Below are 13,914 nucleotides of genomic sequence, written 5' to 3'. Positions count from 1 at the left end.
GCGCGGGGCCAGAAACTCCGATATTGAGAGGGAATGATGCGGGCGCCGGCCGTTGCGGGGCGGTTCTACCCCGCGGATCGTAGGACCCTCCTGAAGGAACTCGATTCCTTTCTTCCGAAATCCCATGGAGCGAAGACCACCCCGATCGCGATCATGGTTCCCCACGCCGGGTACATGTATTCGGGCGCCGTGGCGGGTGAGGCGTATGCGCGGATCACGGTCCCACCCCGCGTTATTATCCTCAATCCCAACCACACCGGGATCGGGGCGCGAGTGTCCGTTTCGGAATTCGATGAGTGGGAAACGCCACTGGGAATTGCATGCGTCGATGTTGAACTTAGAACTGCGTTACTGAAGAAATGCCCCTCGGCCGAGTTGGATCAGGATGCACACTTGCGGGAACACGCGGGCGAGGTCCAAATTCCGTTCCTGCAAAGGCTGAAGCCGCACGTGAAACTCCTCCCGATCACACTCGGGGATCTATCGGTCGAAGATTGCCGGGACGTCGGCGAAGCGCTGGCGGGCATCATTCAGGAATTGATCTCGTCGGGCCCGATCCTCATCGTCGCCAGTTCGGACATGAATCACTACGAACCGTCGAATGTTTCGAAGGTGAAAGATGAACTCGCGCTGGACCGCATCCTTGGAATGGATCCCGAGGGGCTGTATGACGTTGTTCAGAAGAAGAACATCAGCATGTGTGGAGTCCTGCCCGTGACCGCTGCGCTTTTCGCGGCCACGGCCCTTGGAGGCAAACAGGCCACTCTCGTCCGGTACGCCAATTCGGGGGATGTGAGCGGCGATTACGACGCCGTGGTCGGATACGCGAGCGTGATCATCAACTGATCAAGCGGAAACCTCTCTGATGCAGACGATCGGCCTGACTGGAGGAATCGCAACGGGGAAAAGCACCGTCGCACGCTACCTCGTCCAGTTTGGGGCCTCGCTCATCGACGCGGATGAGGTCGCTCACGAAATCATTCTCCCCGGCCGGCCGGCGTACGACGAGATCGTTCGCGCCTTCGGCTCAGTCGTCCTCGCCGCGGACCGGGCCATCGATCGCATCGCGCTTGGACAAATCGTCTTCACCGATCCGCAAAAACGCCGCCTTCTGAACGGCATCACCCATCCACGCATCGGGGAATCCATCGCTCTCGGCCTCCAAAGCAAGGCTCAGTCGGGATGCACGATCTGCGTGGTGGAGGCCGCCCTTCTCATCGAAAATGGACGGGCCGATCTCCTCCGGCCGATGATCGTGGTGTCGACAGACTTGGAGACTCAAATCCACCGACTAATGGTGAGGGACCGGATTGCCCGCGTGGAGGCCCTCGCGAAGATCGAAAGCCAGATGCCGGTGGCCGAGAAGGCCAAAAAAGCCGATTTTGTCGTTGACAATTCGGGGCCGTTGGAGTCTACCTATGCCCAAACCCGTGAAGTCTGGAAGAAAATCACCGAAGCCCCTCACCTATAAGTCGAGCGGCGTCAACATTTATGTGGCCGACGAATTCGTCCGCCGGATCGCGCCCCTCGCCAAGCGAACCTACTCGCCATCGGTGATCGGACATCTTGGCGCTTCGGCCGGACTGTTCCAGCCCGATTCTCGACACCTCAAAGACCCGATCCTCGTCGCGTCCGCCGACGGCGTGGGATCGAAGATCCTCGTCGCCGAGGCGCTCGGCAAGTTCGACACGCTGGGATTCGATCTCGTGGCCATGAACGTGAACGATCTGCTTACAACCGGTGCTCGTCCCTTGTTCTTTCTCGACTATCTGGCCGTGGGTGAGCTCCGGCTGAAGCGATCCGTGAGCCTCGTCAAAGGAATCGCCGACGCGTGCAAGGAGGCCGAGTGTACCTTGCTGGGCGGGGAAACGGCGGAAATGCCGCTCGTCTACACTCCCGAGAAGTTCGATCTGGCGGGATTCGCCGTGGGCATCGTCGATCGAAAGCGACTCCTGTGGAGGAGTCGCGTTCGACCGGGTGACCTCCTCATCGGCCTGGCCTCATCCGGCCTCCACAGCAACGGCTACTCCCTGGCCCTTCGAGCCGCCGGCTTCTCCCCAAAGAAATCTCAGATTTCAGATTTGAGATTTCAAATTCCAGGAGGGAGAACGCTCGGCGATGAGCTCCTGGAGCCGACGCGAATTTACGTGAAGCCCGTGCTTGCCTTGTTGGACAAGTCGGAAGTTCACGCGATTGCGCACATCACGGGGGGGGGGATGGTTCGCAACCTCGCGCGGATCCTTCCCCGAGGTCTCTCCTGCCGGGTTCGGCCGGAGAGCTGGCCCGTGCCGCCCATTTTTCGATGGGTTCGAGCGTCGGGAGGCGTGTCAGACAAGGAGATGCTCCGCACCTTCAACATGGGCATCGGACTGGTTTTGGCCCTTCCCCAACGCGAGGCCCGGGGTACGTTTCGACATTTCGAGGGCGTGGGCATCAAGGCGTACGAGATCGGGCGGGTGGAGACGCGGAAGAGCGGCCCGCCGGTCGTGTTCGAATAATGCGAACGGTCGCCCTCGGCGTTCTTGCTTCCGGAACAGGCACCAATCTTCAGGCCATCATCGATCGAGTAGAAGCCGGCAGCCTGTCCGCCCGGGTCGCCGCGATCATATCGGACCATGCGGAATCCGGTGCATTGGGGCGGGCGAAAAAGCACGGACTGTTCCACGAGCACGTCCCGCGAGAGGCGTTCAGTACGAGGACGCAATTCGAGGAGAAGATCGTCGGCGTGCTTCGAGAACGCCAGGTGGAGCTCGTGATCCTCGCCGGCTTCATGCGGGTCCTTTCCCCCGTTTTCATCCGTGCCTTCCCGCAGCGCATCATGAACATTCATCCCTCGCTGTTACCGTCCTTCCCCGGACTCCATGGCATTTCGCAGGCGTTTCAGCACCGGGTCAAGGTCACCGGTTGCACGGTCCATTTCGTCGAAGAGCAGGTAGATGCCGGCCCTATCATTATCCAGGCGGAATGCCCGATTCTTGAAACCGACTCCGAAGAGACGCTGGAGGCGCGGATTCACGCTCTCGAGCATCAGATCTATCCCGAAGCGATACAGCTCTACGCCGAGGGACGGCTGCGCATCGAAGGACGCAAGGTGACGATATCCGAATCGACTGTGAGTCCCGCTCCCAATCTGATCCAGCCCGCGGTTCGTCGCAATTTCGAGAAGAAACCGTGAAGTCGTCCTACGACTGCGTTGTTATTGGCAACACTATCGGTGGACTCATCACCGCGGGGATTCTGCTCCGAAAGAAGAAGCGCGTTCTCCTCCTGAAGACCATTCCCTGGGAGTCGCAGGCCGATGGAGTGGTCCTGGAGCACGGCCCTCCCGTTCTATGGGGCCTATCCGCGGGGCGCAATCTCGAAAAAGGTCTGCGCGAGATGAACGTCCCCGTCTACAAAATGCGGGGCATCATGCCGGTCGAGCCCGCGATGCAGCTTCTCCTGCCCGATCACCGGATCAGTTTCCCGCCGAAGCAGGAGCAGATTCTCGAAGCGCTGGGACGCTACCACTCCGTAGGCGAGGAGGGGCTGCGCGCACTCCTTGAAGCCCTCTCCCAGGTCCGGAAGACGGCCATGGAGCGCCTGAATCTCGCCCCGGATGCCGAACCGAAGGGTCTGTGGGATCGGACCAAGCGGAAAGTCAAAACCGCCATGGAGGATCGGATGCCAACGCTCACGAAAGCAGCCGAATCCGCGGGACTTCCCCCTTCGCTCATCCACGATCTGAACCTGCTTCTGCTTCCCTTCAGCCAGCTCTACCACCCCCAAGGCGACTTTCACGCTGCCATCGGGGTGCTGGCTCATCCCCAACTCGACACGTTTTATTTCGAGGGGCGAAGGAGCGGATTCCTCACCGATCTTGCCGAGATGGTCAAGGAGATGGGTGGGGACGTGGCGGGTGCAGAAGTGAAGTACGTTTTCGCCGAGGGGAATCGGGTCAAGGCCGTCGATCTGCACGAGGGGAATGGGCCCATCCAGGCACGATCCTACGTTTGGGCCGCCGGCTATCTCCAGTTTGCGCGGGTTGCCGGCGAGGATCCCGTCCGAAGCCGGATCGCTTCATTCTTTCTCGCGCCGAAATACGTCCGTCTGTCGATACATTTCCGGGTCCTTATGGACGTAGTGCCCGTGGGCATCGGTCCGTATCTGGCCTGCCATCTGGGCGAGGAACCTCCCGGCGCCAAAAGCTCCATTGCGTCGCCCGACTTGAAGGATTGGACCGAGTGTTTCTTGCTCGCTGTCCATCCCACTTCCGAAATGAACGAAGTTCCGGTTACCGCCACGGTCTTCCTCCCGGCGGAGGACATGGAAAAGTTTGAGACCGCCGCCGCCCACGCTCGGGATCAGGTGTTGCGCCGCCTTCACGATCTGATGCCTTTCGCCGAGGGGAAAATCAGGTGCGTGGGGTGGCACGACTCCCTCACGTTTGCCCGGAATTTCCTGGGGAACACGAATGTCGTTTACCGGATGGATCCGAAGCATGAAGACTCGCCGGTGGGATTGACCCTCAGGAGCCACTGGTCGAATCTTTTCTTTGCCGCTCCGGAGATATTTCCTTATTGGGGTCTGGATGGGGAAGCGCTCGCCGGCCGACTCGCCGCGCGGGCGTGTCTCAGGGTACTTGCGGCCTAGTGCGAGCAGGATCCGCAGGAACCGCCGCCGCAACTCCCACTGCCGCAGCCGCCGCCGCCGCTCGCCGACACGAACGTGCTTCCGCTCTTGAAACCGACGATCGAGAGCCGGCGGGACACCTTCTTCGTTCCGCAGCCGGGACACTTGACCACTTCATCCCTTGATCGAAGCAACTCCTCAAATTCCTGATCGCATTTCTTGCAGACATATTCATAGATCGGCACGTGGTGACTCCTTTTAGTATCGTTCGAACGGCACGGTCTTCCGGCCGTCGGATTCCCACTCAGGGATTTCACCCTCATCCACCGCGCGCTTGGTGAAGATCAGCGGTCCGAGGCCGCCCTTCGAGCTTTCCCGGGCGATGACGATCTCTTCCGGTTCGAGTTCTTCCGGACGGTGAAGCTCTTTGAGTCTTCGCACGAACACCTGAACCAGGTCAGGATCGAACTGCGTTCCTGAGCAGCGCAGAAGCTCCTGCACCGCCACACCCAGAGGCAGACGCGAGCGGTAGGGTCGGTCGGAGGTCATGGCGTCGAACCCGTCGCAGATGACGAGGATGCGTCCACCGAGCGGAATGTCGGCGCCCTGAACACCCGCAAGATACCCATTGCCATCGAATCGTTCATGGTGGTGATAGGCCATTTCCGACAGGTTCCGAAACGGCGTGATGACGTCCAGAATTGTCTTTCCATAGGAGACATGCAGCTTGTAGAGCTCGTGTTCGTCGACCGTGAGGGGGCCCCTCTTGTTGAGGTGTTCAAGGCGCACTCCGATCTTGCCGATGTCATGGAGCCGCCCCGCCTGTTCGATCAGGCGCACGTCTCCGTCACCCAAATTGAGCCCCTCGGCCAGAATCCGGGCGTATCGGCCCACGCGCTCCGAATGGCCGCGCGTGTATCGATCCTTGGCTTCCAAGGCTTCAAGGAGGCCCTCCGCCGTCTCCGCTTTGAGCCGGTCGACGCGAATCGGGTGCTCCCGTTCCTCGCGAACCCGCGCCAGACATTTCCAGACGACCTCGCGGAATTCGTTTACGTTGAACGGCTTCAGCACGTAGTCGTAGGCCCCCAGCTTCATCGATTCCACCGCGGCCTCGATGGTTCCGAAGCCGGTGAGTACGATGGGACAGACGTCGAACTGACTCTTACGGATGTGGGAGAGCAGTTCCAATCCTTCCATCTCGGGCATGTTGAGATCGGTGATGACGACGTCGTAATGATCGTTCGCAAGCTCGCGGAGCCCCGCCTTCCCGTCCCGGGCTATCCCCACGTGATGACCATCGCCCGTGAAGACATCCTTCAGTGTGTCGCAAAGGGCGGCATCGTCATCGACGACGAGGATCTTACCCGGAGAAACCCGGCCGGCTCCGGCGGCTTCCATGCGGCCAATCGGTCGGGCGCTCATGACGATCTCAGAACGGAGGCGAACACCTTTTCGAAGCGACCGGAATCGATGAGGGCCTTGAGTTCATCATGGCCCCCGATGCAGGTATCGTCGAGATAGATTTGAGGCACGGTGGTCATGCCGGATTTTTTCTCCAATTCATCCCAGAGGGGTCCGTCCCAACCCATATTGATCTCCGTGAACGGGACATTCCTTTTTTTCAGCAAAGCCTTTGCCTTGATGCAATACGGTCAGAGGCTCGCTGTGTAGACAACAACCCTGTTCCCCACAGGCGGATTCTACCGGCCCACCGGGGGTGCGTCAAACACCGTTTGAGAGGAATCTTCGCGTTTGAGGGTCTTCGCCGGAGGCGGTGGACATCGCTGGGCCGCGTTACGCCAGTCGCTGAGCCCCGTCCATTCTCCCGAGCGCGCGATCGAAGGTTCCCAGGGGCAGGTGCCCGGCTGTTCGGGCGGTCTCCAGCACCAGGCAGTCCGAAAAGCCCAGGGATGGCTTGCGTCGAAAGACCGCAAGCGCCGCGGAAACCACGTTCGGACCCTCGATCGTCAACCGGTCGTGATGGAGTAGCATTTCCACGGTCATAGCGCGTTCACGCGGCCCAATCCCATACACAGATTCCAGCACCCACAACAGCTCCACCAAGACAAGATGGGAGACCCAAGCGCCGCGCTCCACGAACGACTCCGCGGCGGCCACTTGCTCCGGATCGTCCCGGGTCACCAGTCGGACGAGAACATTCGTGTCAACCGCCCGCATGTCTCTTCCGAATGTGCCGGCGGATGCCTTCCTTGATCTCTGCGGTGCTCCGACGCCGCGGCGCGCTCCCGGCGAAAATCTGCCGATGGATGTCTTCCGAGGTGTACCGCCCCGACCGCCGGACCAGGATTTTCTCGCCCGCTTCGTCCCATTCCAGGATCGAGCCGGGTCCGACCCCGAGTTTCCGCCTCACCTCCGCGGGCACCGAGATCTGCCCCTGGGCGGTCAGCCTGGATTGCGCGATGGGCATGAGCCTCTTATCTCACATTACCGGGGTAATGGCAAGCAATCCCCCCGATCAGGTTTCTGGATTTCCGCGCTCGGGACACTCCAAGTCATGGGTCAGGGGGTCATGCGGTCAGGCATGGGACCTGATACTTTCACAGTATCGAGGCATCGAGAGAATGCTCGCAATCACGATTTCAGGATCAGGATAGTCCGTGCTGCCCCAAGGGTTGTCGAAACACGCTGGACCCAAAGTATCAACCCCCACGCCTGACCCCAGCCGTGCAGATCCCGTTCGGACCCGACGGCATTGACACCGCACCCGGGTTGTATTACATTGTCAGACATGGAAGCCGCGATTACCGTTCGCCTCCCCAAAGACCTTGTCCGACAACTCTCCGCCGTCGCCAGGAAGCGGAGGCTCCCACGGAGCGCCATTGTCCGGGAAGCTCTCCAACGACAGCTGGCTCTCCAGGAGTTCGAGGAGCTGGCTGCTGAAACGCGCAAGAGGGCCGCGGCCCGCGGGATCGTCTCGGAAGAGCAGATCTTCGACATGGTTTCCTGAGGGTCTCCCCGCTTGGTGGCATCCGGCCAGTCGCGGAACCGCTTTGCCATCTTGGCGCCGCCCCGCTTGGCCGGGCAAGGTCGAGCACCGGGGCGCTCACCGGCCACACGCAGCCGGGTTTTCCTCGATACCAATGTGCTCTTTTCAGCCTTTGCGACACTGGGGGTCTGCCACCGTCTGCTGGCGCATGCGGCCTTGCGAACGTTCCAAAGTGTGGTGAGCCCGCAGGTGCTCGATGAACTCAAGGAGCATCTGCCCAAGGTCGGGCACGCGGGGCCGGAGGCCGACGCGCGCATCGCGAACATCCGCAGATTTTGTGAGGTCGTTGACGCTGAGGGCGACCCCCCGCGGGTTTGTCGTGATCCGGACGACGATGCGATCCTGGCCGCCGCTGTTAAGGCGAGGGTGGATATACTGGTGACGGGCGACAAGGATCTGCTTGTCCTGGGGACGCACGAAGGGATCGAGATCGTTACCCCCGCCGAACTGCTTATCCGAACCGAGCAAGTTGGGACCCGCTGACCGCCAACGAACTTCCGCACGTCCGCCCGCTGGCCGCGTTTATTCGTCCGATTCCCACTGCCTCCGGCTCCACCCTCAACCTCAAAACTCCGCGCAATCCTCGTCCAGATGTGTCACGCCCCGTGTCTAGCCCCGACCGCTCGAGTTATGCGCCGGTGCCCATGCGCCCGTTCCAAGCGGTTCCAACGGCCACTATGTGGCAAGTAAAGCCTTGACCCCAATATCCCTTTGCGGCAAGCTCGCCGAGGATCCACGCCGTGTTCTTACTTGTGTGGCTACGATAGTCCTTCCACGCGTGCCGCCATTCTGTTTCGCTCTCGCATAACACCATCTGCCGGAGGATCGAGATCTTCCCTGACTCTTCTATGCTAAGGATGGCGAGTGCCACAGCGCTGTGCGTTCGACCCGCATCTTGCAGAGTCTTCGCATCATCAAGCAGGCGCCTTGCATTTGCGCGAGCTGCGTTTATTCCCTCCGCGATCATCGCAAGGGAGAGTTCTCCGCGGTGCTGAGTCAATTTCTTGCCGCTCATTGAAGCTGCCTAACCATTGATTAACTTGCCATTGTGCCCTGATATTGTAGCGCCAATAGGGTACGGTCTTTTGTTCAACCGTCTAACTCTTTTCGTCCCCCTGGGTCATGTATCGATGCGCATCCTATCACCACACTGCTCGGCCTGCCAGCCGACGAGAATCAAATCGAGAACTTCTGAAATCTGCTGGAGTTCCCTTGTGTCAGCCTCGACGGCGATCAGCCCCCTCCCCCTCTCCCGCTCGGGGAGAGGGGAAGGTTCTTTCACTCCCCATGAGGGGGAAGCGCGCGGGGGATTGAACGCTTTACGCTACTTCTTTTTCAACCGCTTCAGTTCCTGGGCGAAGAAGCCGCCGGTGAGGGCGTCGAGCTCGGCGGAGGCGCGGTCGGCTTGGAGCTGCTTGTCCGTTCTCTCCACGAGGCCCAGTCCGCTCGGGAGTCGAAGCAGGGCGAGCAGTTTGAGGCGGGTGTAGTAGAGGTCCACCACCTGACGCGACAATCCGCCGCGGAGATCGACGAGATTCTGCGCCTCCCGTGCGGCGCGAAGTTCGTCGGGATTGAAGATCATCTCATCCAACGACCATCGCGCGGCGAACCGCAGTGTCTTTCCCTCGTCTTTCGACTGGCGAAGCGTGCGGTCATCCGGACCTTCGATGATGTTCCCGAACTGGCCCGGGCTGGTCTCGGTGGACGCCGATCCGAAGATCGTCCGCGAGGTATCAACCGAAGTGCCGTCGCCCACGTTTCTCGATACGGAGACCTCGAACACGGGCAGGACGGCCTTGGCCCGGGATCGGGTTTGCCATCGGTTGACCCCGCCCCGGAACACGTCCGCATGGCGGAGCGCCGCCTCGACTACGTCGGATACCGGCGGTGTTTCTGCGAGGAGCGAATCAACAGGATTCGACTCCTGCGCGAAAGTCCCCCGGACCGACATCAACCACGCCGCCATCGCGGCAACCCACAGGTAGTGGTTCATCGGATCCTCCTTTCGTGAGGTAAACAGCCGTCAGCATTCAGCGCTCAGTCCGCCTGAGGCGGACCAGCTTTCAGCCATCGGCTTTCAATTTCGGTGCCTGATCTTTTCCACAGCCGCCTGAGCTTCAATACACTCCAACACCGGGGAACCCGCGCCCATTTCGACACGGCGGATCGCGCCCCGCGCCGTTTCGACGGCTTCCAGCAGTTCCCGGCTACGCCTTCGGGATCGCATGTAGGATTCCCTGCGGAATACGCGCGCGGCGTTCTCACCGGAAGAGAACAACAAAGGCATGAGATTCCACGTCGCGGTTACGGTGACGCCCGTCGGAGAGGTCCGCTGATTCACGAGGCCGCTCTCGCTGGATGATGTGAGGACGGTTTCCGAATCGATTTCGGAGTAGAAGCGTGTCCCCGATCCGGTGGCGGTGGCCGTCCGTTCCGAGAAACTCGACCGAAAGGTTACCGCCGGCAAGACGCTCCTCCACCGCGCACGGTCCTCCAGGCTGCTGTAGGGCTTCTCCTCCCGACGCAGGTTTTCAGCGGCCTCGCGCGCGCCGGATTCGAGATCAGCGGTCAGACGAGTCGGTTCGCAGAAGGACAGGGTGGAACGTGGACCGCCAAGGAAAAGAATCGGCAGGAGGGCCAGGGCCGGGCCCACGGAAATCGTCTACCGGATCCGGTTGCCGATACGGTCCCAGCGGACGCGTTTTTTCTCCTTGTCCCAGGACCAGTAAATGAGAAAAGCCTTTCCCTCGACTTCCCGGTTTTTCACGAAGCCCCACGCGCGGCTGTCGCGCGAGTTGTTTCGGTTGTCTCCCATCATGAAGTAATGATCTTCCGTCACGACCGCCGTTCCCGCATCCGTTTCCTCCACCGCGATCGCCTCTCGCACGAAACGGCTCCCCTGGTCGCTAAGGGCCTCTTGATTGACGCGCACCTGCGAGGCGGTGTACTCGACACCCATGCCCTTCGATGGAACCACAAGGGGCACGCAGTCGGCCGCCGCAAAGGTCCCTTCCAGGAGAAATCCGCCTTCATCCAGTTCGTAGTGCCCCCAGCCATCATTCAGCGGAGTGCCATCCAACAGAATTCTCTTGGGGCAGATATCCAATCGCTCGCCCGGGAGGCCCACCAATCGCTTGATGAAATCGACACTGTGGTCCTTGGGGTACTTGAACACGACCACGTCGCCGCGCGAGGGTTCCCTCCACCGGAGGAAGCGCGCCGGGCTGAATGGAAGTTTCGTTCCATAGAGGAATTTGTTCACGAGAATGTGGTCTCCAACGAGGAGTGTCGGGACCATGGAGGAAGACGGGATCTTGAAAGGCTGGACGATGAATGTGCGGATGAGCAGGGCCACCACCACCGCAAAAGCGAACGACTCCAAGTACTCCCGAAAGACCGATTTCTTCCGCATTACGCCTGACCTTTCCTCAGCAGCGCCAGAAAGGCCTCCTGGGGAACCTCGACGCGGCCGACCATCTTCATCCGTTTCTTGCCTTCCTTCTGTTTCTTCAAGACTTTCATTTTTCTCGTTATATCGCCGCCGTACAATTTCGCCGTCACGTCCTTCCGGAACGGCTTCACGTTCTCCCGGGCGATGATCTTGCCGCCGATCGCCGCCTGAATTGCCACCTCGTATTGCTGGCGAGGAATCAGCTTTCGCAGGCGCTCCGCGATGTCCCGCCCCTCATCGTAGGCCCGCCGCTTGTGCACGATGAACGAAAGGGCATCGACGGGCTCGCCGTTCAGCAGCATGTCCACTTTCACCATCTCCGCTTCCTGAAATTCCTTGAATTCATAGTCCAGCGAAGCGTATCCCTTCGACACCGACTTCAGCCGGTCGAAGAAGTCTGCCATGATTTCATTCAAAGGCAAGTCGTAGAGGACCATGGCGCGGTCGGGTGTGGGATACTTGAGCTCTTTCTGAACGCCGCGCACCGATTCGCAGAGCTGAAGTACGGCACCCACGTACGGCGTCGGCACGTGAATCGTGGCCAGCACGATCGGCTCCTGAACGAGCTCGATCTGGCTCTCGTCCGGCATCTTCTTCGGATTGTCCACGCGGAGGATCTCCCCATCGGTCTTCATCACTTCAAAGAGGGGCGTCGGCGCGGTGCAGATGAGCGATCCTTCGGCGGAGAGTCCAAACTCGCGTTCAAGCCGCTCCCGAACCACGTCCATGTGGAGCAGCCCGAGGAATCCGCAGCGGAAGCCGAATCCGAGCGCCACCGAATTTTCCGGCTCGTAGGTGAACGAGGAATCGTTCAGCCGCAGTTTCTCCACGGCATCGCGCAGGTCTTCATAGTCGTTCGAGTCCACGGGGTACAAGCCTGCGTACACCATCGGTTTCAGGGCTTTGAATCCCGGGAAAGGCACCGAGGCCGGGCGTTCCTTCTCGGTCACCGTGTCGCCCACTCTCGTGTCGCGCACCTCCCGAATCCCGGCGATGATGTAGCCCACATCTCCGGCGTCAAGCCGGTCGGCCTTTACCGGCTTTGGAGCGAAGATGCCCACCTCCTCGACCAAGTAGGTTTTCTGATTGGACATGAAGAGAATCGTTTTCCCGGGGGTGATGTGCCCCTCGAATACGCGCACCACGACGATCACGCCGCGGAAATCGTCAAACCAACTGTCGAACAGGAGCGCGCGGAGCGGAACGGATCGGTCTCCTTTGGGGGGAGGGATCAGCCGGATGACGCTTTCGAGAACGTCCTGAATGCCCACCCCCTCTTTTGCGCTGCAACGCACGTGGTCCGCCGTGTCGAGCCCCAGGAGTTCTTCGATCTCGCGGCACGCCCGTTCGGGATCCGCGTTTTTCAAATCGATCTTGTTCAGAACCGGGAGCAGACCCAGGCCCAACTCCATCGCGATGTTCGCGTGGGCCAGGGTTTGGGCTTCCACGCCCTGGGAGACGTCCACCACGAGCACCGCCCCTTCGCAGCAGGCAAGCGAGCGGGACACTTCGTAGGAAAAATCGACGTGGCCGGGCGTGTCGATCAAATTCATGCGATAGATTTGACCGTCCTTTGCCTTGTATTCGAGCCGAACCGGCGTAGCTTTGATCGTGATTCCGCGTTCGCGCTCGAGGTCCATGCTGTCCAAGTATTGCGCCCGCATTTCGCGTTTGGACACGGCCCCGGTCAGTTCCAGGATGCGATCCGCCAAGGTGGACTTCCCGTGATCGATGTGGGCGATGATGGAGAAGTTGCGTATCCGCTCGGGAGGGATCATCTAAAGCCCCCAACGCAATGACGCGGGCTGAAGCCCGCGGCTACCCAAGAGGTGAGTCCTAGGTAGGCGCAGGCTTGAGCCTGCGTACGATTTGCGCCGAGGCTTCATTCAATCGGGCGCCCCGAGGGCGAAGCGCTCTTGCGGAAGTAGTCGATCGTGACCTTCAGGCCCTCCTCGACGGGCACGCGGGGGGACCACCCCAGCTTCTGCGTCGCCAGGGAAATGTCCGGGCGTCGAACCTTCGGGTCATCCACCGGCAGCGGCTGGTTTCGGAATTTCTCCGGGACGCCCGCGAGCTTGGCGATCATGCGGGCCAGATCCATAATGCTGTACTCCGCCGGGTTGCCGAGGTTCATGGGGCCGTTGAAATCGGAGAAGAGAAGCCGGAGGATTCCATCCACCAGGTCCGTCACAAAGCAAAAGCTTCGCGTCTGCTTTCCGTCGCCGAAGATCGTCATCGGTTGGCCCGCCAGAGCTTCGTTGATGAACGTGGGCACGGCGCGGCCGTCCTCCCGCCTCATCCGCGGGCCGTAAGTATTGAAGATGCGGACGATCTTGACGTCGATCTTGTGGTTCCGGTGATAGGCCATCGATAGGGCCTCGGCAAAGCGCTTCGCCTCATCGTACACGCCGCGAGGTCCGATCGGGTTCACGTTCCCCCAGTATGACTCGGGTTGAGGATGCACGAGCGGATCGCCGTAAATCTCGGAGGTGGAGGCAAGAAAAAACGTAGCTCTCTTTTCTTTCGCGAGGCCCAGGGCCTTGTGCGTACCCAGCGCGCCGACCTTGAGCGTTGGAATGGGGTGCCGGAGATAGTCGACCGGCGAAGCCGGCGAGGCAAAATGGAGGATGTAGTTCACCTCCCCCGGCACGTGAATGAAGTTCGTCACGTCCATTTTCATGAACATGAACTTCGGATTTCCAAAGAGGGGCTGGATGTTGGCCAGATCGCCGGTGAGGAGATTGTCGATGCACGTGACGTCGTAGTCGCGCCGGATCAGTTCCTCACACAGATGGGAGCCAATAAAACCGGCCCCTCCGGTGATGACGACCCGACCCTTCGCCAT

General features: G+C 60.5%; 18 protein-coding genes. 7 read left to right on the top strand and 11 right to left on the bottom strand.

Features of this window, described 5'->3' with window-relative positions:
• The first annotated feature begins 33 nt into the window (after positions 1-33).
• Genes amrB through HYT87_03975 form a run of 5 tightly spaced genes read left to right on the top strand, consistent with a single transcriptional unit; the run spans position 34 to position 4,632 of the window.
• Positions 34-846 carry an AmmeMemoRadiSam system protein B gene (gene amrB, locus HYT87_03995; GenBank protein ID MBI2058911.1) on the top strand — a complete coding sequence of 271 codons (813 nt, stop codon included), beginning with the start codon at positions 34-36 and terminating at the stop codon, positions 844-846.
• A 19-nt stretch (positions 847-865) separates the two neighbouring features.
• A complete protein-coding gene (locus HYT87_03990; protein ID MBI2058910.1) occupies positions 866-1,471 on the top strand; it encodes a dephospho-CoA kinase in 606 nt (201 codons plus the stop codon).
• Positions 1,419-2,498: a phosphoribosylformylglycinamidine cyclo-ligase gene (locus HYT87_03985; GenBank protein ID MBI2058909.1), complete on the top strand. Its 1,080-nt coding sequence runs from the start codon at positions 1,419-1,421 to the stop codon at positions 2,496-2,498. Before HYT87_03990 ends, HYT87_03985 begins: the two co-directional genes overlap by 53 nt.
• On the top strand, positions 2,498-3,175 hold the full coding sequence (locus HYT87_03980) for a phosphoribosylglycinamide formyltransferase (protein MBI2058908.1): 678 nt from the start codon (positions 2,498-2,500) through the stop codon (positions 3,173-3,175). Before HYT87_03985 ends, HYT87_03980 begins: the two co-directional genes overlap by 1 nt.
• Entirely contained in the window at positions 3,172-4,632 is a 1,461-nt protein-coding gene (locus tag HYT87_03975; protein MBI2058907.1) for a hypothetical protein, read from the top strand. Before HYT87_03980 ends, HYT87_03975 begins: the two co-directional genes overlap by 4 nt.
• On the opposite strand, the gene HYT87_03970 is transcribed toward HYT87_03975, so the two are convergent.
• The 5 genes from HYT87_03970 to HYT87_03950 form a co-directional block, all read right to left on the bottom strand.
• Positions 4,629-4,856 carry a zinc ribbon domain-containing protein gene (locus HYT87_03970; protein ID MBI2058906.1) on the bottom strand — a complete coding sequence of 76 codons (228 nt, stop codon included), beginning with the start codon at positions 4,854-4,856 and terminating at the stop codon, positions 4,629-4,631. The two genes, HYT87_03975 and HYT87_03970, sit on opposite strands and share 4 nt — an antisense overlap.
• Positions 4,857-4,869: 13 nt before the next feature.
• Positions 4,870-6,033 carry a response regulator gene (locus tag HYT87_03965; protein ID MBI2058905.1) on the bottom strand — a complete coding sequence of 388 codons (1,164 nt, stop codon included), beginning with the start codon at positions 6,031-6,033 and terminating at the stop codon, positions 4,870-4,872.
• Positions 6,030-6,254: a glutaredoxin gene (locus HYT87_03960; GenBank protein ID MBI2058904.1), complete on the bottom strand. Its 225-nt coding sequence runs from the start codon at positions 6,252-6,254 to the stop codon at positions 6,030-6,032. The genes HYT87_03965 and HYT87_03960 overlap by 4 nt, the downstream gene beginning before the upstream one ends.
• 151 nt (positions 6,255-6,405) lie before the next feature.
• Positions 6,406-6,789, bottom strand: a complete 384-nt coding sequence (locus HYT87_03955; GenBank protein ID MBI2058903.1) for a PIN domain-containing protein — start codon at positions 6,787-6,789, stop codon at positions 6,406-6,408.
• Positions 6,776-7,039, bottom strand: coding sequence for an AbrB/MazE/SpoVT family DNA-binding domain-containing protein (locus HYT87_03950; protein ID MBI2058902.1), 264 nt, complete (start codon positions 7,037-7,039; stop codon positions 6,776-6,778). The genes HYT87_03955 and HYT87_03950 overlap by 14 nt, the downstream gene beginning before the upstream one ends.
• Positions 7,040-7,360: 321 nt before the next feature.
• Here HYT87_03950 and HYT87_03945 point away from each other — a divergent pair, with 321 nt between their 5' ends.
• Entirely contained in the window at positions 7,361-7,579 is a 219-nt protein-coding gene (locus HYT87_03945; GenBank protein ID MBI2058901.1) for a ribbon-helix-helix protein, CopG family, read from the top strand.
• Between the two features lie 12 nt (positions 7,580-7,591).
• Positions 7,592-8,101: a putative toxin-antitoxin system toxin component, PIN family gene (locus HYT87_03940; GenBank protein ID MBI2058900.1), complete on the top strand. Its 510-nt coding sequence runs from the start codon at positions 7,592-7,594 to the stop codon at positions 8,099-8,101.
• A 145-nt stretch (positions 8,102-8,246) separates the two neighbouring features.
• Here HYT87_03940 and HYT87_03935 read toward each other — a convergent pair whose 3' ends face one another.
• The 6 genes from HYT87_03935 to HYT87_03910 all read right to left on the bottom strand — a co-directional run bounded on the left by HYT87_03935 (position 8,247) and on the right by HYT87_03910 (position 13,914).
• Positions 8,247-8,633: an AbiV family abortive infection protein gene (locus HYT87_03935; protein MBI2058899.1), complete on the bottom strand. Its 387-nt coding sequence runs from the start codon at positions 8,631-8,633 to the stop codon at positions 8,247-8,249.
• A 309-nt stretch (positions 8,634-8,942) separates the two neighbouring features.
• A complete protein-coding gene (locus HYT87_03930; GenBank protein MBI2058898.1) occupies positions 8,943-9,611 on the bottom strand; it encodes a hypothetical protein in 669 nt (222 codons plus the stop codon).
• Positions 9,612-9,695: 84 nt separating this feature from the next.
• On the bottom strand, positions 9,696-10,271 hold the full coding sequence (locus HYT87_03925; protein ID MBI2058897.1) for a hypothetical protein: 576 nt from the start codon (positions 10,269-10,271) through the stop codon (positions 9,696-9,698).
• Between the two features lie 9 nt (positions 10,272-10,280).
• Positions 10,281-11,030 (bottom strand): signal peptidase I, encoded by a 750-nt coding sequence (lepB, locus tag HYT87_03920; GenBank protein MBI2058896.1) that lies wholly within the window; start codon positions 11,028-11,030, stop codon positions 10,281-10,283.
• On the bottom strand, positions 11,030-12,844 hold the full coding sequence (gene lepA, locus HYT87_03915) for an elongation factor 4 (protein ID MBI2058895.1): 1,815 nt from the start codon (positions 12,842-12,844) through the stop codon (positions 11,030-11,032). The genes lepB and lepA overlap by 1 nt, the downstream gene beginning before the upstream one ends.
• A 107-nt stretch (positions 12,845-12,951) precedes the next feature.
• A complete protein-coding gene (locus tag HYT87_03910; GenBank protein ID MBI2058894.1) occupies positions 12,952-13,914 on the bottom strand; it encodes an SDR family oxidoreductase in 963 nt (320 codons plus the stop codon).

The sequence above is a fragment of the Nitrospirota bacterium genome, from assembly GCA_016180645.1.
GTDB lineage: Bacteria > JACPQY01 > JACPQY01 > JACPQY01 > JACPQY01 > JACPAV01.
This window is presented reverse-complemented; position numbering and strand designations above follow the sequence as displayed.

Bases quoted from the DNA above. Each gene is read 5' to 3' on its own strand.
- HYT87_03950 (MBI2058902.1), bottom strand. From the start codon at position 7,039: ATGCCCATCGCGCAATCCAGGCTGACCGCCCAGGGGCAGATCTCGGTG.
- HYT87_03945 (MBI2058901.1), top strand. From the start codon at position 7,361: ATGGAAGCCGCGATTACCGTTCGCCTCCCCAAAGACCTTGTCCGACAA.
- HYT87_03910 (MBI2058894.1), bottom strand. From the start codon at position 13,914: ATGGCGAAGGGTCGGGTCGTCATCACCGGAGGGGCCGGTTTTATTGGC.
- HYT87_03955 (MBI2058903.1), bottom strand. From the start codon at position 6,789: ATGCGGGCGGTTGACACGAATGTTCTCGTCCGACTGGTGACCCGGGAC.
- HYT87_03990 (MBI2058910.1), top strand. From the start codon at position 866: ATGCAGACGATCGGCCTGACTGGAGGAATCGCAACGGGGAAAAGCACC.
- HYT87_03930 (MBI2058898.1), bottom strand. From the start codon at position 9,611: ATGAACCACTACCTGTGGGTTGCCGCGATGGCGGCGTGGTTGATGTCG.
- HYT87_03965 (MBI2058905.1), bottom strand. From the start codon at position 6,033: ATGAGCGCCCGACCGATTGGCCGCATGGAAGCCGCCGGAGCCGGCCGG.
- HYT87_03935 (MBI2058899.1), bottom strand. From the start codon at position 8,633: ATGAGCGGCAAGAAATTGACTCAGCACCGCGGAGAACTCTCCCTTGCG.
- HYT87_03980 (MBI2058908.1), top strand. From the start codon at position 2,498: ATGCGAACGGTCGCCCTCGGCGTTCTTGCTTCCGGAACAGGCACCAAT.
- amrB (MBI2058911.1), top strand. From the start codon at position 34: ATGATGCGGGCGCCGGCCGTTGCGGGGCGGTTCTACCCCGCGGATCGT.
- HYT87_03985 (MBI2058909.1), top strand. From the start codon at position 1,419: ATGCCCAAACCCGTGAAGTCTGGAAGAAAATCACCGAAGCCCCTCACC.
- lepB (MBI2058896.1), bottom strand. From the start codon at position 11,030: ATGCGGAAGAAATCGGTCTTTCGGGAGTACTTGGAGTCGTTCGCTTTT.